The sequence below is a fragment of the Mycobacterium triplex genome (genome assembly GCF_000689255.1).
Taxonomy (GTDB): domain Bacteria; phylum Actinomycetota; class Actinomycetes; order Mycobacteriales; family Mycobacteriaceae; genus Mycobacterium; species Mycobacterium triplex.
Genome location: NZ_HG964446.1, coordinates 1,798,622 through 1,823,378, shown reverse-complemented (window position 1 = coordinate 1,823,378; position 24,757 = coordinate 1,798,622). Strand labels below are relative to the sequence as shown.

General features: G+C 67.2%; 25 protein-coding genes and 1 pseudogene. 11 read left to right on the top strand and 15 right to left on the bottom strand.

What is annotated here, in order from left to right; all coding sequences use genetic code 11:
- Positions 1 to 38: 38 nt before the first annotated feature.
- Positions 39 to 803, bottom strand: coding sequence for an SOS response-associated peptidase (locus BN973_RS08520; protein WP_036472180.1), 765 nt, complete (start codon positions 801 to 803; stop codon positions 39 to 41).
- Positions 804 to 863: 60 nt separating this feature from the next.
- On the opposite strand from BN973_RS08520, the gene aroA reads away from it, so the two are divergent.
- Genes aroA through BN973_RS08505 form a run of 3 tightly spaced genes read left to right on the top strand, consistent with a single transcriptional unit; the run spans position 864 to position 3,935 of the window.
- The gene (aroA, locus tag BN973_RS08515) at positions 864 to 2,150 is read left to right on the top strand and encodes a 3-phosphoshikimate 1-carboxyvinyltransferase (protein ID WP_139830194.1); all 1,287 of its coding nucleotides are present in this window, start codon (positions 864 to 866) and stop codon (positions 2,148 to 2,150) included.
- Positions 2,147 to 3,127, top strand: coding sequence for a ribosome small subunit-dependent GTPase A (gene rsgA, locus BN973_RS08510; protein ID WP_036467308.1), 981 nt, complete (start codon positions 2,147 to 2,149; stop codon positions 3,125 to 3,127). Before aroA ends, rsgA begins: the two co-directional genes overlap by 4 nt.
- Before the next feature lie 22 nt (positions 3,128 to 3,149).
- A complete protein-coding gene (locus BN973_RS08505; RefSeq protein ID WP_036467305.1) occupies positions 3,150 to 3,935 on the top strand; it encodes an alpha/beta fold hydrolase in 786 nt (261 codons plus the stop codon).
- Between the two features lie 8 nt (positions 3,936 to 3,943).
- Here the strand turns inward: BN973_RS08505 and BN973_RS08500 are convergent, their stop codons facing one another.
- On the bottom strand, positions 3,944 to 4,423 hold the full coding sequence (locus tag BN973_RS08500; protein ID WP_036472179.1) for a winged helix-turn-helix transcriptional regulator: 480 nt from the start codon (positions 4,421 to 4,423) through the stop codon (positions 3,944 to 3,946).
- An 88-nt stretch (positions 4,424 to 4,511) separates the two neighbouring features.
- On the opposite strand from BN973_RS08500, the gene BN973_RS08495 reads away from it, so the two are divergent.
- The 6 genes and pseudogenes from BN973_RS08495 (at position 4,512) to BN973_RS08475 (ending at position 8,605) form a co-directional block, all read left to right on the top strand.
- A complete protein-coding gene (locus BN973_RS08495; RefSeq protein WP_036467302.1) occupies positions 4,512 to 5,699 on the top strand; it encodes a thiolase family protein in 1,188 nt (395 codons plus the stop codon).
- 117 nt (positions 5,700 to 5,816) lie between these two features.
- Positions 5,817 to 6,050: a hypothetical protein gene (locus tag BN973_RS08490; protein WP_232232043.1), complete on the top strand. Its 234-nt coding sequence runs from the start codon at positions 5,817 to 5,819 to the stop codon at positions 6,048 to 6,050.
- 2 nt (positions 6,051 to 6,052) lie between these two features.
- Positions 6,053 to 7,162 carry a hypothetical protein gene (locus BN973_RS30390; RefSeq protein WP_084163335.1) on the top strand — a complete coding sequence of 370 codons (1,110 nt, stop codon included), beginning with the start codon at positions 6,053 to 6,055 and terminating at the stop codon, positions 7,160 to 7,162.
- Positions 7,159 to 7,419, top strand: a complete 261-nt coding sequence (locus BN973_RS08480) for a hypothetical protein (RefSeq protein ID WP_036472177.1) — start codon at positions 7,159 to 7,161, stop codon at positions 7,417 to 7,419. The genes BN973_RS30390 and BN973_RS08480 overlap by 4 nt, the downstream gene beginning before the upstream one ends.
- An 80-nt stretch (positions 7,420 to 7,499) precedes the next feature.
- Positions 7,500 to 7,716: pseudogene (locus tag BN973_RS30385) on the top strand (steroid 3-ketoacyl-CoA thiolase); the annotation flags it as partial.
- A gap of 388 nt (positions 7,717 to 8,104) precedes the next feature.
- Positions 8,105 to 8,605, top strand: coding sequence for a nitroreductase/quinone reductase family protein (locus BN973_RS08475; RefSeq protein WP_036467298.1), 501 nt, complete (start codon positions 8,105 to 8,107; stop codon positions 8,603 to 8,605).
- Positions 8,606 to 8,608: 3 nt separating this feature from the next.
- Here the strand turns inward: BN973_RS08475 and BN973_RS08470 are convergent, their stop codons facing one another.
- The 8 genes from BN973_RS08470 to BN973_RS08435 form a co-directional block, all read right to left on the bottom strand.
- On the bottom strand, positions 8,609 to 9,145 hold the full coding sequence (locus BN973_RS08470) for a hypothetical protein (RefSeq protein WP_036467295.1): 537 nt from the start codon (positions 9,143 to 9,145) through the stop codon (positions 8,609 to 8,611).
- Positions 9,146 to 9,183: 38 nt separating this feature from the next.
- Positions 9,184 to 11,175 carry a hypothetical protein gene (locus BN973_RS08465; RefSeq protein ID WP_036467292.1) on the bottom strand — a complete coding sequence of 664 codons (1,992 nt, stop codon included), beginning with the start codon at positions 11,173 to 11,175 and terminating at the stop codon, positions 9,184 to 9,186.
- A 54-nt stretch (positions 11,176 to 11,229) separates the two neighbouring features.
- On the bottom strand, positions 11,230 to 12,795 hold the full coding sequence (locus BN973_RS08460; RefSeq protein WP_036467290.1) for a PPE domain-containing protein: 1,566 nt from the start codon (positions 12,793 to 12,795) through the stop codon (positions 11,230 to 11,232).
- 405 nt (positions 12,796 to 13,200) lie between these two features.
- The gene (locus tag BN973_RS08455) at positions 13,201 to 14,496 is read right to left on the bottom strand and encodes a fatty acid desaturase family protein (RefSeq protein ID WP_036467288.1); all 1,296 of its coding nucleotides are present in this window, start codon (positions 14,494 to 14,496) and stop codon (positions 13,201 to 13,203) included.
- An 85-nt stretch (positions 14,497 to 14,581) separates the two neighbouring features.
- A complete protein-coding gene (locus BN973_RS08450; RefSeq protein ID WP_036467287.1) occupies positions 14,582 to 15,733 on the bottom strand; it encodes a ferredoxin reductase in 1,152 nt (383 codons plus the stop codon).
- A 76-nt stretch (positions 15,734 to 15,809) separates the two neighbouring features.
- Positions 15,810 to 16,310: a DUF6912 family protein gene (locus BN973_RS08445; RefSeq protein ID WP_036467286.1), complete on the bottom strand. Its 501-nt coding sequence runs from the start codon at positions 16,308 to 16,310 to the stop codon at positions 15,810 to 15,812.
- The gene (gene ppk2 / locus BN973_RS08440; protein ID WP_036467284.1) at positions 16,307 to 17,170 is read right to left on the bottom strand and encodes a polyphosphate kinase 2; all 864 of its coding nucleotides are present in this window, start codon (positions 17,168 to 17,170) and stop codon (positions 16,307 to 16,309) included. Before ppk2 ends, BN973_RS08445 begins: the two co-directional genes overlap by 4 nt.
- Positions 17,171 to 17,214: 44 nt before the next feature.
- Positions 17,215 to 18,624: a WS/DGAT/MGAT family O-acyltransferase gene (locus BN973_RS08435; protein WP_036467282.1), complete on the bottom strand. Its 1,410-nt coding sequence runs from the start codon at positions 18,622 to 18,624 to the stop codon at positions 17,215 to 17,217.
- Positions 18,625 to 18,816: 192 nt separating this feature from the next.
- Between BN973_RS08435 and BN973_RS08430 the strand changes: the two genes are divergently transcribed.
- Positions 18,817 to 19,359, top strand: coding sequence for an Rv3235 family protein (locus BN973_RS08430; protein ID WP_169718206.1), 543 nt, complete (start codon positions 18,817 to 18,819; stop codon positions 19,357 to 19,359).
- A 4-nt stretch (positions 19,360 to 19,363) separates the two neighbouring features.
- On the opposite strand, the gene BN973_RS08425 is transcribed toward BN973_RS08430, so the two are convergent.
- Both BN973_RS08425 and BN973_RS08420 read right to left on the bottom strand, forming a co-directional pair.
- A complete protein-coding gene (locus tag BN973_RS08425) occupies positions 19,364 to 20,521 on the bottom strand; it encodes a cation:proton antiporter (RefSeq protein ID WP_036467281.1) in 1,158 nt (385 codons plus the stop codon).
- 4 nt (positions 20,522 to 20,525) lie between these two features.
- Positions 20,526 to 21,008 (bottom strand): cation:proton antiporter regulatory subunit, encoded by a 483-nt coding sequence (locus tag BN973_RS08420; protein ID WP_036467279.1) that lies wholly within the window; start codon positions 21,006 to 21,008, stop codon positions 20,526 to 20,528.
- 52 nt (positions 21,009 to 21,060) lie between these two features.
- Here BN973_RS08420 and BN973_RS08415 point away from each other — a divergent pair, with 52 nt between their 5' ends.
- Positions 21,061 to 21,525 (top strand): SRPBCC family protein, encoded by a 465-nt coding sequence (locus BN973_RS08415; RefSeq protein WP_036467276.1) that lies wholly within the window; start codon positions 21,061 to 21,063, stop codon positions 21,523 to 21,525.
- On the opposite strand, the gene mddA is transcribed toward BN973_RS08415, so the two are convergent.
- From mddA to BN973_RS08400, 3 genes are all read right to left on the bottom strand, one after another.
- Entirely contained in the window at positions 21,522 to 22,277 is a 756-nt protein-coding gene (mddA, locus tag BN973_RS08410) for a methanethiol S-methyltransferase (protein WP_036467273.1), read from the bottom strand. The genes BN973_RS08415 and mddA overlap by 4 nt on opposite strands.
- Positions 22,278 to 22,345: 68 nt before the next feature.
- Positions 22,346 to 23,917, bottom strand: a complete 1,572-nt coding sequence (locus BN973_RS08405; RefSeq protein ID WP_036472175.1) for an HD domain-containing phosphohydrolase — start codon at positions 23,915 to 23,917, stop codon at positions 22,346 to 22,348.
- Between the two features lie 31 nt (positions 23,918 to 23,948).
- The gene (locus tag BN973_RS08400) at positions 23,949 to 24,695 is read right to left on the bottom strand and encodes a hypothetical protein (RefSeq protein ID WP_036472174.1); all 747 of its coding nucleotides are present in this window, start codon (positions 24,693 to 24,695) and stop codon (positions 23,949 to 23,951) included.
- Between the last annotated feature and the right edge of the window lie 62 nt (positions 24,696 to 24,757).

Genomic DNA, 24,757 nt, shown 5'->3' with positions numbered 1-24,757 from the left:
TCCTCACCGACCGTGACGACGACGACGCGCCGTAACGGCTAGAGCAGCGTGATCTGTTCGGGCTCCGGCTCGGCCGGCTCGAGCAGCTCGGGCCCGTTGTTACGAATGCTGTTGACCAGCCTCGACACCTCGCGCAGCTCGATGCCCCGCACATCCGGGGCATGGGTCAGCAACTCGGCGTCCAGCGGGGCGTCGGGGTTCAGCCAGGCATCCCAGTCGCGCTCGGCCAGGATCAACGGCATCCGGTCGTGGATCGCGGCGAGCTCACCCACCGCGTCGGTCGTGATGATCGTGCAGCTCAGCAACGGGTCTTCTTCCTTGCCGGGTTTCCAGACCGACCACAGGCCGGCCATGAACAGCGGCTCGCCGTCCTCGCGATGCATGAAGAACGGCGTCTTGGCGGTCTTCTTGCCCGCGGCGCTGTCCGGATTGGGCCGCCATTCGTACCAGCCGTCCATCGGCACCAGGCATCGCTTGCTCTTGGCGGAACCGCGGAAGGCCGGCGACGTGGCCACCTTGTCGGCCCGGGCGTTGATCAGCAGCGGACCCTTGTTGTCGGGAGCTCCGTCCGCGTCGGCCTTCACCCATGGCGGGATCAGACCCCAGCGCATCAGCCGCACCCGGCGCGTCGGCTCGTCGTCCGGCTCGCTGTGGCGCGACACCACCGTCGCGACCGTCGTGGTGGGAGCCACGTTGTAGTTGGGCTCCGACGCACGCTCCGAGGTACCGGTGGCTTCGTCGATCGCCTTGATCTTCTCGGCCAGCAGGGCCGGATCCGTCGTGACCGCAAACCGTCCACACATGACTTCCATGGTGCCCGGTACCCACGACACCCGCCGACACGGCAGGATGAAGCCGTGAGCATCGACCCGTGGACGGCCCCGACCGCGCCGGCACCGGTGCACGCGACCGTGACCGTGCCGGGCTCGAAATCCCAGACCAACCGGGCGCTGGTGCTCGCGGGGCTGTCCAGCGCGCAGGGCCAGAGCGCCTCGACCATCGGCGGGGCGCTGCGCAGCCGCGATACCGACCTGATGATCGGTGCGCTCACCACGCTGGGACTGCGCGTGGACGGGGACGGCACCGAGCTGACGGTCAGCGGCCGGCTCGACCCCGGCCCCGGCGCCCGGGTGGACTGCGGCCTGGCCGGCACCGTGTTGCGATTCGTGCCGCCGCTGGCGGCGCTGGCCAGCACACCGGTGGAATTCGACGGCGACGAACAAGCCCGGGTCCGCCCGATCGCACCGCTGCTCGACGCGCTGCGCGACCTGGGCGTGCCGATCGAGGGCACCGGTCTGCCGTTCCGGGTGCTGGGCAGCGGATCGGTCGCCGGCGGCACCGTGGCCATCGACGCGTCGGCGTCGTCGCAATTCGTGTCCGGCCTGTTGCTGTGCGGTGCGTCGTTCAGCAACGGCCTGACCGTGCAGCACACCGGTTCCTCGCTCCCCTCGGCGCCGCACATCGCGATGACGACCGCGATGTTGCGGCAGGGCGGAGTCGGCATCGACGACTCGGTACCCAACCGCTGGCACGTGCGCCCCGGCACCGTCGCGGCCCGGCACTGGGATGTCGAACCCGATCTCACGAACGCGGTTCCGTTCCTGTCGGCGGCCGTCGTCACCGGCGGCACCGTCCGCATCACCGGCTGGCCGTCGACCAGCGTGCAACCCGCCGACGACATTCTCGATGTGTTGGGAAAGCTGAATGCCGTTGTCGCCCAGACTGATTCACATCTGGAAGTGCGGGGCCCGGAGGACGCCTACCCGGGCTTCGATGTCGACCTGCGCGCGGTCGGTGAACTGACGCCGTCGGTCGCGGCGCTGGCGGCGCTGGCCGCGGAGGGGTCGGTGTCGCGCCTGTCCGGCATCGCGCATCTGCGGGGGCACGAGACCGACCGGCTCGCCGCGTTGAGCGCCGAGATCAACCGGCTGGGCGGCGACTGCCAGGAGACGGCCGACGGCCTGGTGATCACCGCGACACCACTGCATGCCGGGATGTGGCGCGCCTACGCCGATCACCGGATGGCGATGGCCGGCGCGATCGTCGGGCTGCGCGTGCCCGGAGTGCAGATCGACGACATCGGCGCCACCACCAAGACATTGCCGCAATTCCCGCAGCTGTGGGCACACATGCTGGAGTCCAACGTTTGAGACCGGGCGACTACGACGAGTCCGACGTCAAGGTCCGATCCGGCCGGGGTTCACGACCCCGGACCAAAACCCGTCCCGAGCACGCCGACGCCGAGGCCGCGATGGTGGTCAGCGTCGACCGCGGGCGCTGGGGATGCGTACTGAACGGCCGGCCCGATTGCCGGGTCACCGCGATGCGGGCCCGCGAGCTGGGCCGCACCCCGATCGTGGTCGGCGACGACGTCGACGTGGTGGGCGATCTGTCCGGGCGGCCGGACACGCTGGCCCGGATTGTGCGGCGTGGGCCGCGGCGAACGGTGTTGCGGCGCACCGCCGATGACACCGATCCCACCGAGCGGGTCGTCGTCGCCAATGCCGATCAACTGCTGATCGTGGTGGCGCTTGCCGATCCGCCGCCGCGCACCGGTCTGGTCGACCGGGCGCTGATCGCCGCCTATGCCGGTGGGCTGACGCCGATCCTGTGCCTGACCAAGACCGACCTCGCGCCGCCCGAGCCGTTCGCAAAGCAATTCGCGGATCTGGACTTAACGGTGGTCGCCGCGGGCCGCGACGATCCCCTGCTGGCCGTGGCGGACCTGCTCGCCGGCAAGATCACCGTGCTGCTCGGCCATTCCGGCGTCGGAAAATCGACCTTGGTGAATCGGCTTGTGCCAGAAGCCGATCGAGCCGTCGGCGACGTCACCGACATCGGCAGGGGCCGGCACACCTCGACGCAGTCGGTCGCGCTCCCCCTGTCCAGCTCCGGCTGGGTGATCGACACGCCCGGCATCCGCTCGTTCGGGCTGGCCCACATCCGGCCCGACGACGTGCTGATGGCCTTCTCGGATCTGGCTGAGACCGTGCAGGATTGCCCGCGCGGCTGCGGCCACATGGGGCCACCGGCCGACCCGGAGTGCGCGCTGGACGCGCTGTCCGGCCCCGCGTTCCGCCGCGTCGAAGCGGCCCGCCGGTTGCTGGCCGCGCTCAGGGAGACTTAAGCCTGACCGTCAAGGAGGACCCATGGCCAATGACCAACCCCCGGTGGTACTGCTGCATCCGTTTCTCTTGTCAGGCGACGTGTGGCAGGACGTGTCAGCGCTGTTGTCGAGCCGGCACCAGGTGTTCACACCCAGCTTGCTCGGTCATAGCGGAGGGCCACAGGTTCGACGCCGTCCGGCCACAATATGGGATGTGATCGACGCGGCGCAGGCCTATCTCGACGAGAACGGACTGCGCCATCCGCACCTGGCCGGCAATTCGCTGGGCGGGTTCGTCGCCATCGAACTGGCCCGGCGCGGCCGGGCATCCACCGTCACGGCGTTTTCGCCGGCCGGCTTTTGGTCGACGGGGCACGGGCCGGCGCACGCGCAGGCAGCGGGCAAAATCCGCAAGATCGACGTGGGGTGTCGGCTCACCGTCCTCGCCGGGCCCGTCGGCCACTTGATGTTCAAGCCGGCCATCGGGCGTCGGTTTGCGCTGCGATTCTTCAACAGCGCCTGCCACGGCGATCGAGTGACCGCAGACAAGCTCGTCGAGCTGAATCGGACGGTCGCCGCCTGCTCGGTCAGCAAGGAGGTTCTTTCCACTGACGCGGAGCAGGTCGCCCCGCTGGATCCGCTGCCGTGTCCGATTACCCTCGCATGGTCGGAGAAGGATTCGATCTTCCCCGTCAGCACATTCGGCAAAGTCGCGCGTAAGCGCCTGCCGGGTGCGGCGTTCGAGATACTGCCGGATGTCGGGCATGTTCCCATGTTCGACGATCCCGAATTGGTGGCGCGCACCATTCTCACCGCGACCGGTGGTTGAGCAGCAGGTCAGCCGTTAGGAGACTTAGCCAGCCGCATGCCGAGCTCGTCGGACGGCACCAAATGGCCCTCGGCGCACCGAATCTCGACGCTCGCCTCGGCGCCACAACCCAGATGGGTCAGCCGCAGCTTGTGGCGGCCCGGCAGGTGGTGGCGTCCCCACTCGAACAGTGACCAGACCACCGGCATGAAGTCGATGCCCGCCTCGGTCAGCACGTACTCCTCGCGGCTGCGTTGCCCCGGCTCCCGATACGGCCGGCGCGCCAGCAGCCCGAGGTCGACCAGCTCCGTCAGCCGCGCCGAGGTGGCCGCCTTGGTGATGCCGACCCGGCGCGCGAAGTCGTCGAACCGGGTGGTGCCGTAGTACGCCTCGCGCATGATCAGCATCGCGGACTTGGTGCCGACCACGGTCATCGTCTTCTCGATCGCGCACTGACCGACCGGCGACCATTTGTCGCGATCCGCCAGGGCGCCCTGCAGAAATGTCATGTAGATCACCTCCCATCTGGGTTGATTTTAGTATACCTAGGCGTTTTGCTAAGTATATCGATTCATACCCAGGTCTCCAGGAGGAGCCATGTCCGCATTCCAAGGTCGCGACGCCGTAATCGTCGGCGCCGTCCGCACCCCGATCGGTAAGGGCAAGGCCAGCGGCGCATTGCACGACGTGCTGCCCGTCGACCTGCTGGCGCACAGCCTGCGCGAACTCGTGGCCCGCACCGGTGTGGACCCGGCGCAGGTGGACGACGTCATCGCCGGGGCCGTCACCCAGGTCGGCGATCAGGCGGTCAATATCGCCCGCAACGCGTTGCTGGGCGCGGGCTTCCCCGAGTCGGTTCCCGGTGTGACGATCGACCGGCAGTGCGGCAGCAGCCAGCAGGCCATCAGCTTCGCCGCCCAGGGCGTCATCGCCGGGGCCTACGACCTGGTGATCGCCGCCGGCGTGGAGTCGATGAGCCGCGTCCCGATGGGCACCCAGGTATTGCCGGGCAGCGACCCGTTCGGCGACGGCATGGCCACTCGTTACCCCGAAGGACTTGTGCCGCAAGGCATCAGCGCCGAGCTGATCGCCGCGAAGTGGGGCCTGTCCCGCACCCAGCTCGACGAGTTCTCCGCGGGCAGCCACGACAAGGCCGCCCGCGCCACCAAGGACGGGCTGTTCGAGAACGAGCTGATCCCGATCGCCGGGCTGTACACCGACGAGATCATCCGGCCGGCGACGACGGTGGAAACGCTGGCCACGCTGAAGCCGGCGTTCTACAGCGAGAAGATGGAACAGCGCTTCCCGCAGATCAATTGGGAGATCACGCCGGGCAACTCATCGCCGCTGTCCGACGGCAGCGCCGCGGTGCTGATCACCACCAGCGAGGTCGCCAAGAAGCTGGGCCTGCGCCCGCTGGCGCGGATTCACACCACGACCGTGGTCGGCGACGACCCGCTCTACATGCTGACCGGCGTCATCCCGGCGACCGAGAAGGTGCTGCAGCGCTCCGGCCTGACGCTGACCGACATCGACCTGTTCGAAGTCAACGAGGCCTTCGCGCCCGTGGTGCTGGCCTGGGCTCAGGACACCGGCGCCGATCTGGCCAAGACCAACGTCAACGGCGGTGCGATCGCGATCGGACATCCGTTGGGCGCCAGCGGTGCTCGCATCATGACCACGATGGTCAATGCCCTTGAGCAGCGGGGCGGGCGCTATGGCCTGCAGACGATGTGTGAAGGCGGCGGCATGGCCAACGCCACCATCATCGAGCGGCTGGGGTAAGGCGGGTCGCGGCGACTGGTTGACGAGCCGCCACCCGCCTACCCTCGGGTTGTGCAACCGATGTTGCGGGTGGATACAGCCGGTGTGCAGGCGATGGCCGACTGCTGGGGTGCTTCAGTGAGCGAGCTGACTGGCCTGGTAGCTCCGGCAGGGCTGGGGCTGTCCTGTCAGGGCAGCGCGGCCGCGGTCAACGCCGCGCATGTCGACGTCGCGGCGTTCACTGCGAAGCTTGCCGCGCGCGTAAGTGGCCGCGCCACCGCCGTCGTTCAAGCCGACATGCGTTATGTCGCGAATGAAGTGGTTTCGGCCGCCGAGGTTGCCGCTGTCGCTCAACCGGTGACTCGCGTATAGCAATGTCCGCGGTCGGGGGGATTCCCGGTCTGTCGGAGCTGTTGGCCTGGCCCACCGACCATCTCACCGAGGCCGCCGACCACTGGGAGACCGTCGGCGAGAGTAGCTACGGAGTAGTCCACCAGGTGTGGCGGGACGCGACGTCTGTTGATTGGCAAGGCGAATCCGCCGACGCGCTGCATGTCGCGACGCACGCCGACCTGACAACCACCAGTGCAGTCGTCGACCAGCTCCAGACCGCAGCCAGCGTTGCGCGCAGTGGAGCCTCGGATCTGCATGCGGCCCGCTCACGAGTGCGTTACGCTGTCGAAGACGCCCTCACAGCGGGATTCCAAGTCCACCAAGATCTTTCGGTCACCAATCGTAGAGCCGGCGGATCAGGCGCACAGCGAGCCGCTCGGTCGGTCGAGGCGCAAGCGTTGGCTGCTGATATCCGGCAGCGGGCGGCACGACTAGTCACCCTTGATGCCCAGGTAGCGCGCAACGTCACCGCGGTGGTGTCCGGCATCCGTGACACATTCGCGCCAATCGCCCCGTCGCAGAACGACCTCGTCTGCGCGGTCGATAACCACACCGTTAAACAAGCCCCACCAATGCCGCCACCACCCGACCCGAAAGATATGACAGCCACTGAGGCGCGGGCGGCATGGGCGGAGGTCAACCGTGAAATAGCTGATTACAATTCCCGATGCGGACGCACCTTCATCCTGCCGAACGAACAGGCAGCATACGACGCCTGCATCGCCGACAAAGGCCCCCTTGTCGAACGGCAAGCCCAAATCCGGGACCGACTTGGGCAATTGGGGATACCCGTAGAAGGCGAAGACCCATCGCACCCGGGGACGGCGGAGCCGCCATTTCCGCCGCCCACGCAGATCGACGGATACACAGATCATGGCCGGGAGCGGATAGAAGGCCGAGATGGGCACGGAGTCAACGACAATGCATTGCGGGACGCCGTCGAGCATCCGATTGGGCCGCCGCAGTATGCGCAAAATCAGTACGGCGGCAACTACACATACGTGGGCGAGGACGCGACAGTCATCCTTGGTAAGGACGGAAAAGTGATAACCGCATGGGCGAATAGTCGGGATGGATGGAGGAATCCATGAGCAAGGTCTTCGACGTCATCCCAGACCGCGCCCGAGCGCTAATCATCGAAGAGCTCGAACGTCGTAACCCGGTTCTCTTGGCGGAGCTGCGTACTACAGAGAGACCCACCAACGACCAGAGCGATGGCGTGGTGTTGGGTGTTCTCGCGCCGGCACTGCGAGAGAACTTCGGGCCCGACTATGTCCCAAACGAGTATGGCTTGGCAATCGAGGCCGCAATTGACGCCTACTTGGAGGCATGGCCGATACATCGGTAGTCAGCCTCTGACCCTCTCCCACCATTTCGGTGGGCGCCATACGTCGCGGCAATGTCAAGGCAATGTAGCTTTCTGCACCGATCCTGGCCTGGGCTCAGGACACCGGGGCCGATCTGGCCGAGACCAAACGTGAACGGCGGTGCGATCGCGATCGGACATCCGTTGGGCGCCAGCGGTGCTCGTATTACGACCACGATGGTCAATGCGCTGGAACAGCGTGGCGGCCGTTACGGCCTGCAGACCATGTGCGAGGGCGGCGGCATGGCCAACGCCACCATCATCGAGCGATTGGGCTAAGCCGTTCATATGACTGGCCGGTGCGTGATGGCGTTCCTACACTTGGCCCGTGCAGCCGATGTTGCATGTAGATACTGCCGGTGTGCAGGCGATGGCCAGCCGGTGGGCGATGTGGGCTACTGCCGTGACGAAGGCAGCTCACCCGCGGTCTTCGGCTTATCGACTTGCCCCCCGGTCAGGTGGACAAAGTCCGCGAACGCTGCGGCGTCGATAGGAACAGCCCATCGGCGTTCGACGGCAACAGATGGGCCCTACGAGAACGCACACCCCGAGGGCCTGGGGTCCCGGAGACTGTCGGCCGGACGCATGGTTGCATGGTTAACTTTGGAACGTCAACGACGGATGCGCGGCCCCATGGCCGTCGCCCGGTTTAGGTAGGGAGTCATGCATGGGCGACGCCGAGGCCGCATCGATCCGGGCGGCGCGAGCTGACTGGGTAGCCGAGCACCTCGAGACGTATTTGACCTCCGGTGGCACCCGAGGCCACATTCTGGATGTGAGCGCGGTGGGAGGCCGGGAACTGACCACGCACTGCTTGATCAAGTGCGTCGGCCGCAAATCGGGTAAGAGCTACATCAGACCCTTGATCTACGGCAACTACGGTGGCGAGATCGTGATCGTCGGATCCAAGGGAGGCGCCGACTCGCATCCGCAGTGGTACCTGAATATCTTGGCAAGCAAGACAATTGGTGTCCAGGTCGCCACCCAAGCCTTCGAGGCCACGTGGCGTGAGCCCGAAGGCGAGGAACGCCATCACGTTTGGGCCTACATGGCGCACCTCTACCCGCCGTACCTCACCTATCAGCAGTCGACCAGCCGGCCGATCCCCCTGGTGATGTTGTCGCCCCAGCGGCCGATCGACGTCTTCACCGCGGAAGACGCGCGCTAGAAATCAGAGCCAGCCGGTACGGGCGGCGGCAACCGGCTCAGCGGGAGCCGGGGCCAGCTCCCCGTCGCGCACGCCGTCGAGCATCCGTTTCACCGCAGCCACGATGTCCGGCGCTGCCGCGGCGAGCCCGGCCTTGTCGGCCTCAGGGACCTCATCGGGTTCGACGCCCGCGCGGGCCAGCACGGCGGCCGGATCGGCCAGCTGTTCGGCCAACCACGACACCGGGTCGGCCGACAGCTCGGGGACGAAATGCCGGCGTCCCGGTTCCCAACCCTTGAATCGGGGATGGTGATGGGCCCGGTCCAGCGTTCCCGGCGGGCTCTCGGTGGAACCGAACAGGTCCACCCGCCACACCGGGCGGTTGAAGGCGATCGGGATGCCGGCATAGATCGAGCCCCGCGGCTCGGCCCGGTCGACCACCCGGAGTTCTAGCCGGACTCCCCGTTCCGGGGTTTCCTGACCTTCGTTCGGGGTCGGGTCGACGAAGAACATGTCCCCGACGACTACGCCCAGAGTTTCGAATCCAAACGCTGCAAGCATATTTCCGAGAGTAGACCCAGGCGGCAAGCGCGTCGCGACTACGAAGCGACCGACAACGCGGCCCCGAGGAGTTCGGCCAGATGCTTCCAGTACAGCCAGTCCTCGACGGCCCTGCGCTGCGCTCCCGCGTCGGCCGCGCAGTAGGCATCGTGGACAGCGACGTCGCGGGCATGAGCTGCGTAGGCGTTGAAGGCCTTCAGGTGCGGCGCCTGACGGCGAGGATCGCTGCTGACCATGGGTTTCATCACTTGTAGCCACAGTCCGATGCGCTGATCGGTGGGCGGGTTGGCGTCCGCCGGCGGCAGCAATGCGAGCAGATTCGCGTCAGGCGTCTGCGCCAACCGCTCGGCTGCCTCGGGAGTCACCACCGCCAACCGGGACCGGCCGAACATTTCCCCGCTGTCGGGGATGTCATCGGCCTGGAGCACCAATTTGGCTGCGCCCGGGTCTGAATCGGCCAACTGTTCCGCCGTGCCGATCACCGCACGCAGCTTCGCGTCGCGCGCAGCCACCCAGCCGTGCACCGCCACCACCGGGTATGTAGCCCAGCGGGCCCGCTCGGCGGCGGCAATCGCATCATCGGCGGTGGCCATGAACACCCCCTCGGGCAACTGCACGCAGTCCGGGATATAGGCCAGCCCATAGCTGTTGGCCACCACGATCGCACCGTCGGTGGTCACGCCGGTCACCCAGAAGAATCCGAGGTCCTGCTCCCGATCATCGATGGGGGCATTCAATGCCGCCGCTATGCGCCGCGCCAGCTGCAGCGGATCGGCCCCGTGTCGGCGCGCGGCATCGGCGGTTGCCGCCTCGGCGATCGCGTCGCGTTCCAGCCGAGCCGGTGAAACCGGAATCGCCGCAACGGCATTGACTTCCGCTACCTGACCCGCATCGGTCGACGCGCGGTGCGCAACGCGATCGCCGCGTGGCGCCGGACGATGCGCCGCAGCGGCCGGCCGGACCCCGGCGGCCCGGCCGGGAGACACCCGTCCGGCTGGACCGCCCACTCCCGGCACCCCGCCGCCGCCTGGCCCGGCACCCGAAGCGGACCCGCCCACGCCACCGCCGCCTGCCGCGCCCGGTGCCATCGGCATCGCCGGCATGACACTCGCGCTGGCGGGCGCTACTCGCGGTGAATCATCTTGCTGCCCAACCCCATACGGCGCGGCGTCCGGCAGCACCGGACCGGCCGGGCCGTCGTCACTGCCATCCCGCTCCGCTGCCGCCGGGCGACGGGCCGGGCCCGGAGTTGTCGCGCCACCCGGAGTTGTCGCGCGGCGTGGCCCGCTGGCAGCAGGTGCCGCCGGCGACCAACCGGGCACCGCACGACCGGGCAGCGACGGTGGCGGATTTGCCGGCCCCACAGGTGGCGGATTTGCCGGCCCCACAGGTGGCGGCGCGGCCGGTCCTGACGGTGGCGGGGCGACCGGTCCCGGCAGGGCGGGATCGGTACTTGAGGGCTCGTCGTCCCCGGGTGTCACGGGAGGCGCCTTCTGGTCCAACAGGTCCTGAAGCGCGTTGTCGGGCGGCGTCCAGGCCTTGCTTGCCAGGATCTGCTCGGCGGTCGCGGTCATCACGCCGGCGTTTGCCTGGCGTGTCGCAATGACCACCGCGCTGATCGCTTCGGTCCGTTCGGCTTCGGTCAGCCTGAATTCGTTTGCCAGGGCGTCGATCTTGCGCTCCGCGACGTCCACATTGTCGTAGATGTCCGACTTGGCTTGAATGATCGATCTGGCGACGTTTCTGTGCCAGGTGATCACCGAGGCAAGGCCGTTTTGCAGCGTCGTCAACGCCTCGATGAGTGTTCCTAATTCGCGATCGGCCGCACCGGAGGCCCTTCCCGACCACACATCATCATTGAAGATCTCGAGCTGCTGACGCCGGCAGTTATCCGCCACGTCGCTGACCTGACGCAAAACCCGCATGTAGTGCTCGGCACAGTCGAAGTTGATGTCCTCGTCGGACTCCGGCCACGCATCCGGGGCAAGCATCTGCTCGGCATACTCACCCGTCGGCGGCGCCAGGCCCATCGATTACTCCTCTTTCCACGCCGCACACGCTGAGCGGGTGGGTACGACTGCCGTCTACTGCTTGGGGGCGTCCTTGGCGCCGCGCAAACCGATCACACCCTCGGTCCACGACCGTTCCTCGGTATACATCGCCTCCTCATCGCCTTGCACGCGTTTGCCTTTGCCGCCCTTTTCCCCACCGGCCGCGGGTGCGCCTCCCATGCCACCGCCCATCGCACCGGGCCCCCCGCCCACACCTGGGACTCCCCGGCCAGGACCGGCGGGCCCCGCCGCACCGGCCTTTCCCGTCGCCTTGTCGTCTCCCCACGACTGCAGCGGCACGCCTGGCACACCCGCCCCGCCGAACGAGGCCGGCTTGACCCCACCGCCGTGCGGAAGTTTCGGCGCCCCTTGACTTTTCAGGTCCTTCAAGGCATCGGCGAGTGCCGGGTCGGGCTGAGGTGCCGACGGCATCATCGGCATCGCCGGCATCATCGGCATCGCCGGCATCATCGGCGTTTCGCCGCCGCCGCCGTCCGGTGTCGGGCGCGGCGGAGGTACGGGATCGGGGTCTGGCGGTCTCGGTGGTGGACGCAGATTCTTTTCGTGCTTTTTCTCCAGTTCCTCTTCTTCTATTCTCTTTCGCTCGGCCTCCTCCCAGTTCCAGTAGTCCTCGGGGGTGGGCACATATGGTTTCGGTGGTTTCGGCTTCTCGACCGGGTAGGCCGCGGGGGGATCCGACGGGGTCACCTGCCCCGCGGTAGGTATGGCTTGCTGATACGTGGCGAGAATCTTCTCCGAATCCGCCGACGCCCCGGTGTAGAACGCTTTCCACCATTGCGCCCTCCCCGGCTCCTGCCAATGGTCTTGAATCCACTTTTCCAGTGCGACAAAGTCTTTGTAATCGAATCTGAAGACGCCCTCGTGCAGCCAATCGCCCGCGGTGACATGATCGTGGCGAGCCCGCTTATGCGCCTTCACAACTGGTCTCGCCTGATCAGCCAGCTGTTGACACAGGATCGCCATCGAGCTCAACCACGCCGCCTGTTGACCGAAATTGGTCTCCACCGCCTTGCACGCCCCGGTGATGTCGTCGCCGCCCCATTGCAGGAATGGCCGGAACCGCCTGCGAGCATCCCGCAACACCACTCCGTACTGCTCCCATGCATCCGCGAAGCGACTCAACGAAGCGCCCTGATCGCCTTGTTCGAGTTCCCACGCCGCTCTTTCGACGGTCTGGAACTCCTCCGGTATCGGCAGCGGGGCGCCCAGAGCTGCTGCGCCGCCCACCATTTCCGGCGGGGAATCCTCCACAACCGCGAGTCTGGGCAGGGCGGGCACGATCCCCTGCCCCACGGGCGTCTCGTTGTTGAAGGCCGCCGCGATCTCGTCGTCCACAAGTTCGTAGGCAAAGGCCGCATTGCGCAGCGACTCCGCCAGACGCTTCCGCTCCCTTTCCGCAAGCGCAAGCTTGTCTCGCATGTCGTCTGCTCCGTGCGAAAGGTCTCGGGCCGGCCGCTTTACCATCTCGAGAGCGCACGGAGGCTGGGGATTTTCGGTCGGCGGCGGTGGGAGCGGCGCCTCCAGCTCGGCGGCTCGGTCTAAGAGTTCCTGGTACACCACCGTGAGCGAGTTTGGCATGGCGATTCATCTCCTAGCGGCCACCGGGCATGGCAAAGCGAGCGGACGACACCGCTTGCTGAGATTCCACCACGGGGGCGCGGAGGCAACAGCAACGTCGGTTACCGGCCATCTCGGCGCCCCTTGGACGACGCCTCAACGTCACCGGCAGTTAGCCTTACCCGAGGTAGTGGCAGCAAATCGCACCAAAATCCGACTCAAATCGCGCGGCGGCGCCGACCGACTCGACACACGTTCGGCAACGTCCCGCCGCGGTGGGTTGGCACCGCCGCCCGGACACGAAATCCCCACGGCGCCGGGCGGACCCGGGTGCATCACCACGGCGAATTGGATCGCGGCCCTCGGGTTCGCGGTGGCGGCGCCGTATTGGTCATGCCGGTGCGCAGCCCGGTCTAGGCGCAGGGCTCAGGCCGCCAGATCGTCGGCGCCGGAGCGCAGCTGCTCCATTTTCTTCATCGCGCGCTTGTTGCGGCGCCAACCCCGAACGGTGGCGATGGCGGTCTTGAGTCCGCGGCGGCGGCCGGTCTGAGGATCGGTACCCGCGAAATCGGCGTCCAGTTCGGCGAACATCCGCTCGCTGCGGGTTTCCGGCGCGTCGTCGGCGTTGTCCAGCAGATACTTGTTGGGCAACGACAACTTGGCCAAAGTGCGCCACGTCTTGCCGTACTGCACCAGGAAAGACCCTGTGGTGTAAGGCAAGTCGTACTTGTCGCAGACCTCACGCACCCGCACCGAGATCTCGTGGAGCCGGTTGCTCGGCAGGTCCGGGTACAGGTGGTGCTCGATCTGGTGGCACAGGTTGCCACTCATGAACCGCAGCGCCGGTCCGGCTTCGAAGTTGGCACTGCCCAGCATCTGGCGCAGGTACCACTGACCCTTCGACTCCCCGATCATGTCGGTCTTGGTGAATTTCTCTGCGCCATCGGGGAAGTGGCCGCAGAAGATCACCGCGTTGGCCCACACATTGCGGATCACGTTGGCCAGGGCATTGGCCTTCAACGTGGACTTGTAGGTCGCCCCGGGCGACAGCGAGGTCAGCGCCGGGAACGCGACGTAGTCCTTGAGCACCTGTCGGCCCGCCTTGGCGAAGAACTCCTCCGTGCGCTCACGGGCCTCGTCGTGGTCCATGCGCTTCTTGACGATCTTGCCGATCTCGACGTGCTGCAAGCCGACTCCCCACTCGAAACCGAGGGCCAGCAAGGTGTTCCACACCAAGTTGAACAGGTTGTACTTGCGCCAACGCTGGTCGCGGGTGACGCGCAGCATGCCGTAGCCCACGTCGTCGTCCATCCCGAGGATGTTCGTGTACTTGTGGTGCACGAAGTTGTGGGTGTAGCGCCAGTGCTTGGACGACCCGCTCATGTCCCACTCCCACGAGGAGGAGTGGATCTCCGGATCGTTCATCCAGTCCCACTGGCCGTGCATGACGTTGTGGCCGATCTCCATGTTCTCGATGATCTTGGCCACGCCCAGGGTCACGGTTCCGGCCCACCACGCCGAACGTCGCGAACTCGCGGCCAGCAGCAGCCGGCCGGTCACCTCCAGCGCGCGCTGCGCGGCGATGGTGCGGTGGATGTAGCGGGCATCCCGCTCGCCGCGTGAGTCCTCTACGTCCTGGCGGATCGCGTCCAGCTCAACGGCCAGGGCGTCGATATCTGCCTCGGTCAAATGTGCGAATACGTCGACATCTGTGATCGCCATAGTTCTCACCTCCCGGCGGTCGTTCCTGTGGTCAGTACCTACGCTATCGTAACCTACGAAGCCGTAGGTTACCTATGAGTAGCGTCTAAATGTCGAGCACACAATCGCCGGATGCGGCCGAGATGCAGGTCTGTACGCGGCTCCCGGGCTCGTGTTCCTGCCCGGTTCGCAGGTCACGGACGTGGCCGTCCAGCAGGGGTACCACGCACGACTGGCAGATACCCATCCGGCAGCCGAAGGGCATCTGGATTCCTGCGCCCTCCCCCGCGTCCATCAGCGATGTCGCGGCGTCGGCGGTGACCGTGCGACCGCTTCGGCCGAAGGTCACGGTTCCACCGGCTCCGGCCGGTGCGGCCTTGGCCACCGCGAACCGCTCCAGGTGCAGCCGGTCGCCGATACCCGCGGCCGCCCACACCTTCTCGGCCTGGGCCAACATGCCCTCCGGCCCGCACGCCCAGGTCTGACGTTGGCGCCAGTCCGGCACCTCGTCGTCGAGCCGGGCGAGGTCAAGCCGGCCCCGCGTCCGGGTCTCGCGGACCTGCAGCCGGTATCCGGGATGCACGGACGCCAGCGCGGTCAGTTCGCTGCCGAACATCACGTCCGATCCGGTGGGCGCCGAGTGCACGTGCTGGATGTCACCGATTTGGTTGCGACGCACCAGCGTTCGCAGCATCGACATCACCGGCGTGATCCCCGATCCGGCGGTGAGGAACAGGATCGACGGCGGTGCCGGATCGGGCAGGACGAAGTTGCCCTGCGGTGCGGCCAGCCGAACGATCGTCCCGGGCTCGACACCGGCCACCAGGTGGCTGGACAAAAAGCCTTCCGGCATCGCCTTGACGGTGATGGTCACGGTGCGCTCGGGGCCGGAGCCGGACCGCGCGACTGGGCTCGACGTCAGCGAATACGAACGCCAGCGCCAGCGGCCGTTGATCCGCAGGCCGATCCCGATGTACTGCCCCGGCTCGAAGTCGAAGCTGAAGCCCCAGCCCGGTTTGATGACCAGGGTCGCGGAGTCCTCCGTCTCGCGGCGAACCTGCACGATGCGGCCGCGCAATTCCCGCGCCGACCACAGCGGATTGGCCAGCTGCAGATAGTCGTCGGGCAGCAGCGGCGTCGTGATGCGCGCGGCGATCTTACGCAGCGCATGCCAGCCGGGATGCCGCTCGGCGCCCGCGACGGTCGGCCGCTTCGTATCGACCACATTTGCGGTGAGCGATTGGTATTTCCTACCCATAACAAAGGCTACGGTACCGTAAGTTACGTTATCTTTTCCAGGCTCACTTGCCCGATTGCGTCACATTCGTCGGCCGTCACAACAGGTCGAGCAGGAACGGCAGCTCCTGGTTGGCATACCAGGCCAAATCGTGGTCCTGGGCGTCGCCGACGATCAGGTCGGCATCCTCATCCCCCAGGTCAGCGGCATCGATGGCCTCGATCGCCTTCGCGACGGCCTCCTCCGCGCCGGCATTGTCGACGTACGCCGCGATCACCTGGTCCAGCGAGACGGGCTCGGCGAGCCGGACCACCGCATCGTCGAGATCGGGGCGGCAGGTGACGTCATCGACCTCGGCCGCCAGCACCGCTCGCCGCGGCCGCGCCGTCTGATCCTCGTCGGCCGCCAGCAGTCGCAGCGAGGCCAGCGCCGCCTCACGCAGCGCGACGTCGGCGAGCTCGTCGTCGTCGCCCTCGGCGTAGGCCTCGCGCAGTGTCGGCGTCACCGCGAACGCGGTGCCGTTGACGGGCCGGAGCGAGCCGTCGGCGACGAGCTGCTGCAGCATCGCCAGCGTGGCGGGAATGTAGACCTGAATCATGATTCGATCAGGGTGGCCGCGTAGTCGTCGACATATTTCGACAACTCGCGTGGCGGACGCCGGTAGCTGCCGCTGACGACCGGACGCTGGGGCAAGTCGACCTTCGGCTCTTCGACCTCGACGTAGGAGATGCTGGACAGCAGGTGGTGCATCATGTTCAGCCGCGCGTGTTTCTTGATGTCGGATTCCACTACGTACCAAGGACTTACGGGAGTATCGGTGTGCACCATCATCTCGTCTTTGGCGCGCGAATAGTCCTCCCAGCGATACACCGATTCCAGGTCCATCGTGGACAGTTTCCAGCGCCGCACGGGGTCGTTGCGGCGGGCCTTGAAACGGCGCAGTTGTTCGGCCTCCGAAACCGAAAACCAGTACTTGCGCAGCAGAATCCCGTCGTCGATCAGCATCTGCTCGAATATCGGCGTCTGCCGCAAAAACAGCGCATGTTCTTGCGGCGTGCAGAATCCCATGACTTTCTCGATGCCGGCGCGGTTGTACCACGACCGGTCGAAGAGCACGATTTCGCCCTTGGTGGGCAGATGGGCGATATACCTCTGGTAGTACCACTCGCCCCGCTCGCGATCCGTGGGTACCGGCAATGCGGCGATGCGGGCGGTGCGGGGACTGAGGTATTCGGTGATCCGTTTGATGGCCCCGCCCTTGCCCGCCGCATCCCGGCCTTCGAAGAGCACCACGATTCGCGCCCCGGAATACCGTACCCACTCTTGCAGTTTCACGAATTCTGTTTGTAGCCGGAACAATTCGGCTTCATAGATGGCATTGGAGATTGTGGGTACGTCCTGCGCAGACGATTTCTTTTTCTTCGCCTTTGCCGGTGCGCCGTCGTTCGAGGTGCTCACATCAACGAATAGTAGATCCACATAGCGATTTTCACCGCCACCAACTAGCGGGAAGCGTCGAGTAGTTCCTCGAGTGATTGCTTCAACAACGCCGGCAGCAGGTCGACGTCACTCATCGCCTCGCGGTCGGCGTTGATTCCGAAATACAGCGTGCCGTTGTAAGACGTCACACCGATGGCCAGCGCCTGGTTGTGCAGCAGCGGCGGCACCGCATAGGTCTCCAGCAGTTTCGTGCCGGCGACGTACATCTGCGACTGCGCCCCGGGTGCATTGGTGATCAGCAAGTTGAACAACCGCGCCGAGAAGCTGGTGGCAACCCGGATGCCCATGGCGTGCAGCGTCGGTGGCGCGAAACCGGACAACGTGACGATGGTCCGGGCGTCGACCAGACGGGCGGCCGACGGATTCGATTCGGTGGCGTGCGCGATCTGCGAGAGCCGCACCACCGCGTTGCCCTCGCCCACCGGGAGGTCCACCAGGAACGGAGTGACCTGACTGATCATCTGGCCCGGGCCGGTCGAGTCGTGTTGGCCCTCGGCATACACCGACAGCGGCGCCATCGCCCGGATGGTCGCGCTCGACGACACGCCTTCCCCGCGCGACATCAGCCAGTTGCCCAGGGCGCCGGTCACGACGGCCAGCACCACATCGTTGATGTCGCAGTCATAGCGTGCGCGCACCGTCCGAAAGTCCTCGAGACTTCCGCGGGCGACGGTGAACCGCCGATGGCGTGAAACGGTCGCATTGAGCGGGCTGCTGGGCGCGGTGCCGCGCGCGACGGTGCGCGCGATGTCGAAGACCCGACGGCCGACGTTGAGCAGTTCGCCGTAGTTGGTCGCCGCGCCGGCCATTTTGGAGCCGACCGCCTGTAGCTGCGTGCCCGGTCCCATCACCCAGTCGGAGAGCGCGCCCAGCAGCAGCCGAGTCGTGCCGGGCTCGCGTTCCGGAATCCAGATGTCTTCGGGGAACGGCGCCGGCTGCCGGGTCCGGTCGGCGATCACGTGGCCGATCTCCAGTGCGGTCATCCCGTTGATCAGCGCCTGGTGCGACTTGGTGTAGAGCGCGACCCGGTTCTTGGCCAGGCCTTCGACCAGGTACATCTCCCACAGCGGCCGCGTCTTGTCCAGTGGCCGGGCGGCCAGCCGGGCGATCAGCTCGTGCAGCTGCTCGTCGCTGCCCGGCGACGGCAGTGCCGAGCGCCGCACGTGGTAGGTGATGTCGAAATCGGCGTCGTCGATCCACACCGGCCGGGCCATGCCGACGCCCACTTCGCGGACCTTCTGGCGATAGCGGGGTATTTGCGGCAGCCGCTGTTCGACGGCGGCCAGCAGCGTCTCGTAGCTCAGTCCGGTCCGCGGGCGCTGCAGGATTGACAGCGATCCGACGTACATCGGGGTGGCGGTGTTCTCCAGCCGGTAGAAGGACGCGTCCGCTGTGGACAACCGGGTCACCATTGCGGCCCTGGCCTCCTAGGTCGATCCTTGGCGTTCCCCGATGCTCTCGCTCACCGTAATCGTCCGCTAGGGCGCAACACGGTGCGGGTACGCGCGATGTCGAATTGTGCGATGATGACCGGCAATTGAAGAACCAATTGTCTGCCACTCTCCTGCAGGCCGCTCGTTCACCGACGACTTGGAGAGTGCACGTTGAGCATCAGCCCCGTAAACCCCGCTCGCGGTGACGATTTCGCCGTCCTGCCCGTCGTCGAGTATGAACCGCCGCCGCGGGAGGTGCCGCGCAACACCGCCGAATGCCGGCTGTCGACCGTGGCGCGTAAGACCGGCAGCGGGCCGCGTTACAGCGGGCGGGCCGTCAGGCGACCGGTGCCGACGGCACCGACCTGGTCGGTGCCGATGCGCCAGGCCGCGCTGTTCGCCGACGCCGCGCTGCGCCGGGTGCTGGAAGTCATCGACCACCGTCGGCCGGTCACTGCGCTCCGGCCGCTGCTGGTGCCCGGTCTCGTCGACTCCGTGCTCGCGGTCAGCCGGTCGCGCGCCGCGCGCCAGGCCGCCGCGGTGTTGCGCCGGATGCGGCTGCAACCCGTTGGGCACCGGGATCCGCAGAGCGCTGCCGAGGTGTTCGGCTGCTACAGCCGCGGGGATCGCGTCCACGCCATCGCCGCCCGGGTGGAGAAGCTGCCCACCAGCAGCGGAGTGCGGTGGCAGGTGGTGGCCCTGCACATCGGATGACGCGTCAGGCCGGTGCAGCGGCGCCCCCGGGCGGGGGTCCGCCGGAGAACCGGGCCAGCACCGGACCCAGGAGCGCCATGACGAAAACATACGTCGTCGCCAGCGCGGCCACGGCGGGGATCGTCGCACCCACCAAGCCGATGATGATCAGCGAGAACTCGCCGCGCGCGACGAGCGCGGTGCCGGCCCGCAACTGCCCGCGCCGGGCCACGCCGTCGCGCCGGGCGGCGAAGATCCCGGTGGCCACCTTCGTGGCGGCGGTGACGACGGCGAGGGCCAGGGCGACCGGAAGCATCGGAACCAGCTCGTGCGGATCCACCTGCAGGCCGATCGCCACGAAGAACGTCGCGGCGAACAGGTCGCGCAGCGGGCCCAGCACCTTGCGTGCGCGTTTCGCGGTGTCACCGGTCAGGGTGAGCCCGACCAGGAACGCGCCGACGGCCGCCGAGGCGTGCAGCGATTCGGCCAGCGCCGCCACCATCAGCGTGACGCCGAGGACCCGCAGCAACAGCTGCTCGGAGTCGGCGTTTGCCACCAGCCGGCCCACGTGATGGCCCCAGTAGTACGACGCGAAGAACGCCGCGAACAGGGCACCGATCGCGACGGCCATCCCGGCGACCGCCTCCAGCCCGGTGCCGCCCGAGGCGAGCACCGCGAACAGCGGTAGGTAGGCGGCCATCGCGAAGTCTTCGAGCACCAACACCGACAGCACGGCCGGGGTTTCGCGGTTACCGAGCCGGCGCAAGTCCTCGAGCAGGCGCGCGATCACGCCCGAGGACGAGATGTAGGTGACCCCGGCCAGGGCCAGGATCGCGATGCCGTCGAACCCCAGCAGCCACCCCGCCACCGCTCCGGGGGTGGCGTTGAGAACCACGTCGACGCCCGCCGAGGGCAGGTGGTGACGCAAGCTGGCGGCGAACTCCGTCGCGGAGAACTCCAGCCCCAGGGTCAGCAGCAGCAGCACGACGCCGATGGGCGCGCCCGTCATGAGGAAATCGCCGGCGGCGGCCACCGGCCAGATGCCGCCTTTGCCCAGCGAAAGACCGGCCATCAGATAGACGGGGATCGGCGACAGTGCGAACCGCCGCGAGACGGCGCCCAACACCGCGAGTGCGGCGAGCAGGGCGCCTAGCTGAAACAGCAGCGCCCCCGAAACTTGCACTGGCTCAGCCCTTGTCGACGATCTGCTCTACTGCGGCGATGCCCTCTTCGGTGCCGATGACGATCAAAACGTCTCGCTCCCGCAGGATCTCGGCCGGACCCGGTGAGGCGAGCACATCCTCGTCGCGCACGATCGCGACGATCGACGCCCCGGTGCGGGTGCGAGCGTGGGTGTCCCCCAACGGTTTGTCGACGAACGGGCTGCCCGGCTCGATATCGACCTGACCCGCCTCGAGGCCCGGCACTTCGCGGGTCAGCTCGGTGAACCGCTCGGCGATGCGGGGAGCGCCCAGGATCTGGGCCATGGTGTCGGCCTCTTCGTCGGTGAGGTGAAACACCGGCCGGGCCTGATCCGGGTCGTCGGAGCCGTACAGGACGACGTCGAAGTCGCCACCGCGCCGCGCGATGATGCCGATCCGGTCGCCCTGGTGGCTGGTGAATTCGTAGCGCAGACCGACGCCCGGGAGCAACACCTCCTTGACATCCATATCCGCAACATACCGGGAACCCGCGAGCGTGTAACGGCGCTAGTGTGACCGAATGGACGGAAACACGCTCAGCGTCGAGCGGGTCATCAAGGCGCCGCCGGACAAGATCTTCGCGCTGCTGGCCGACGCCGGCAAACATGCCAGCTTCGACGGTTCGAAGTCGGTGAATCGGTGTACGCAGGAGTCGGTTCCCCTGACGATGGGTTCGACCTTCCGGATGACGATGCGGGGCCGCAAGGAAACGCTGTTCGTCCCCTACCGCACCACCAACACCGTCATCGAGTACGAACCGGACCGGCGTATCGCGTGGCAGACCACCGCGATGGGCGGCCGGGTGGGTGGCCGCATCTGGCGCTACGAGCTCTCCGCGGCCGACGGCGGCACGCTGGTCCGCGAAACCTGGGATGTGTCGCAGGACAAGCAGAAGGCGATGATCACCAGCGGTTCGATGCCGAGGGGGACCGAGGCGGGTATCCGCGCGACCCTGGACCGGATCGCGACCCTGCTCGAAGGCTAGTGCTGACCCGCCGCCGCGTTCGGATGACGGCGTGTCCCCGGCACCAGCGCCGGCACCTCGCGTCGGTAGGCAACGTATTGCTCACCCAGCGCCTCGACCAGGTCGTGTTCTTCCAGCCGCAACGCGATCAGGATGTAACCCGTTGTGGCGACGCTGAACAGCAGGTGCCCGACCGTCATCACCGGCGTCGCCCAGAACGCGATCAGGAACCCCAGCATCAGCGGATGCCGCACCAGCCGGTACAGATAACGAACACGAAAGTCCAAGTCGCGGTACGGTTTTCCGCGCCAGGCCAGGTATACCTGCCGCAGGCCGAACAGGTCGAAGTGGCTGACCATGAAGGAGGAGAAGAACACCGTCGCCCAACCGAGCCAGAACAACGCCCACAGCAGCACCCGGGCCGCCGGCAGACCCACGTCCCACACGATGCCCGGCAAGGTCCGCCACTGCCAGTACAGCAGCAGTAGCGCGCCGCTTGCCAGCACCACGTAGGTGCTGCGCTCGATCGACGATGGCACAAAGCGCGTCCACCACCGCTTGAACGCGGGCCGCGCCATCACACTGTGCTGAATCGCGAAAACACCAAGCAGCCCCACGTCGATCAGCACCGCCAGGCCGGCGGGGGCCGAGAGCGCGTGGTCGACACTGCGCGGCACCCAGATGTTGCCGACGAATCCGATTGCGTAGGTGAACGACACCAGAAACAGCAGATAAGCCACTGCGCCGTAACAAACTGTCAAATATCGACTCATGTATTGAGTGTCCGCCGAATTCCGCGCAATGGAATGGGGCAGATGCCTCAATTTTTCATCGCTACCCGCTACGGGGCTGACAACCCCTGTTGCAGGGCATACATGCTGGCCCCGATGCGATTTGAGACGCCGATCTTCGCGTATGTTCTCTCCACATGATTGCGCGCGGTCTTCTCGCTGATCACCAGCGCGGCCGCGATTTCCTTGTTCGACGCACCGCGTGCGACCAGGCGAAGCACTTCGATCTCACGCGGGGTGAGCCCACCCGGACGCGGCTTGGGCCGCTGGGCGGGCTGGCCCGCGGCATGCAGTACCGCATCGGCGGCGACGGGGTCGAGTTCACCGGCGTTCACCCGCTCGCGCAGCCGCCGGGCCGCGGCGCCGGGCGACATTTCATCGCGGTACGGCCTTGGTTCACAACCGGATTGGTAGCTGACCGCGGCCGCCAGGATACGGTCGGGCAAGCTCAGTGCGGTGCCGGCAAGACCGCGTGGATATCCCGACCCGTCCAGGCATTCATGGTGGTTTCCGGCGACTTCGGCCAGCCGGCCCAGGCCGCGGACCTGGTTGAGGATCCGGGCGGTCAGATACGGATGCAGCCGCACCCGCTCGAACTCGCCCGCGGTCAAAGACCCTGGCTTGGACCAGATTTGATTCGACACACCGATACGGCCCAGGTCGTGCACGTGGCCCGCCCGCCGAGTCAGCGCCGCCGCATCGGCATCGAGGCCGGCCGCAAGTGCCGCGTCGCCGGCGAGGCCGGCCACCGCACGCGAATGCCCAAGCGTGAAAGGGCATTTGAGGTCGACGAAGTCTCCGAACGCGACGAGCAGTGCGTCCAGCGCTTTGTCGTCGAGCCGTTGGTGGCGGTCGGGCGCCTCGCGCAGCGCCGCGGCCCACGCATCGCCGGGCGCGGGGCCGGCCAGGATCGCGTCGGCGTTGTGGATGAACGTGTCGACGACCTTCGGGTCGAACTGGCCACCGCGGCGGCTGCGCGCCATCGCCACGGCGCCCTCGACACCGTAGGTGCGGTGGTGCACCTCCACCATCTCGGCGAGCTGGGCAACCCGCATCTGTATCGGAATCTCGTCGCCGTGCGCGCCGGCGGGCAGGCCGCCGCCGTCGTAGCGCTCGAAAGCGAAGACGAGCGAGGCCTGCACGTCGGGCCCCAGGCCGATGCGATCCGCCAGCAGCGCCGCGGAGGTGCAGTGCGAGTGGATCAGCCGGGACAACTGGCCGCGCGCGTTGGCGAACAGCGTCGCCATGATGGTCAGCCGCTGCGTCAACGGCTGACCACGGCCGATGTTGCCCAGCAGGAACCGCCAGTACGGCAGTCCGGACCAGTCGACCAGGTACGAGTCATGCCGCACCGCGATGTCGTCGCCGAACCACCGCGCGTATTCATGCGAGTCGGCGTGACACCCGATCCACATGACCAGAGTCGTGTAGTAGACGCAGTCCCGTTGGGCACCGGTGAGCCCCAGCCGATCCGCGAGCCGGGTCGCGATCATCGCCGCGCGCAGCATGTGCTCGGCGGGCTGTCCCAGACCGAGGTCGATCGCCACGGACAGCGCGGCCAGCAACTCGGCCCGGCTGGGCGCCTCGCCCGCCGGCGCCGGCTCGGCCGTATGCGACACCATCGGCTCATTGTCCCCTTCGGTCGCGGCCACGTCAGCAAATCGAAATAGTGCGGCGCACGGCATGGTGGCGGCTCGGGTCGAACGCCTCCAGCCGCCCACCGCCGGTCACGAAGAGCCCGCGCTGCGGCCCCCAGAAGTCGGCCAAGCGCGCCTGCTGCGGCAGTGGCGCGACCGCGCCGAGGTCGACGCCGCGCCACACCGCGCGCGACTCGATGACGGCCCAGAATCGTTTGGGGGCGATCATGAATCGCTGACCGTTGGGGGCGCTGCCGGACAGCCGCACCCGCCCGGCGCCCACCATCGGTCCGGCGATCCGGCCGAGAGCGCCGAGCGCCAACCGGTTACGCCACGTCCAGTCGGGCAACCGCGGGGCGATCCCGCTCATCAGCCTGGTCGACGGGCTGGTCCCGAGATCGAGATGCCACTCCAGCAAGCCGGCGATCCGGACGAACAACGACCACGGGGTGACCCAGGCGGCGTCGATCTCGCACTGCACGGCGTCGTTCGGCGTGGCCGCGCTGAAGAAGCGCGAGCAACTGAGCTCGCCGGGGCTCGTCGCGTAAAACGTCCACACCCCGGCCGCGTCCCGATGCCACACCGATCGGTAGCCGGGCGCGAACGACGACGTGGGTATGCAGCGCAGCGCCAGGTAGTGCCCGCTGGCGAACGGAAGCCCCAAAACCCCGAAGCCGGCGAATCTTTCGTCGTCACCGGCGGGCAACACGGCGTTGTGCAAGACGGCCGAGGCCGCATCGGCGGGAGTGTGCAACGTAGTCATGCACCGATGCTGCGCGACGACCCCGGGCCGGCGCATGAGGCTTATGCCTCAAATCGCCGGGG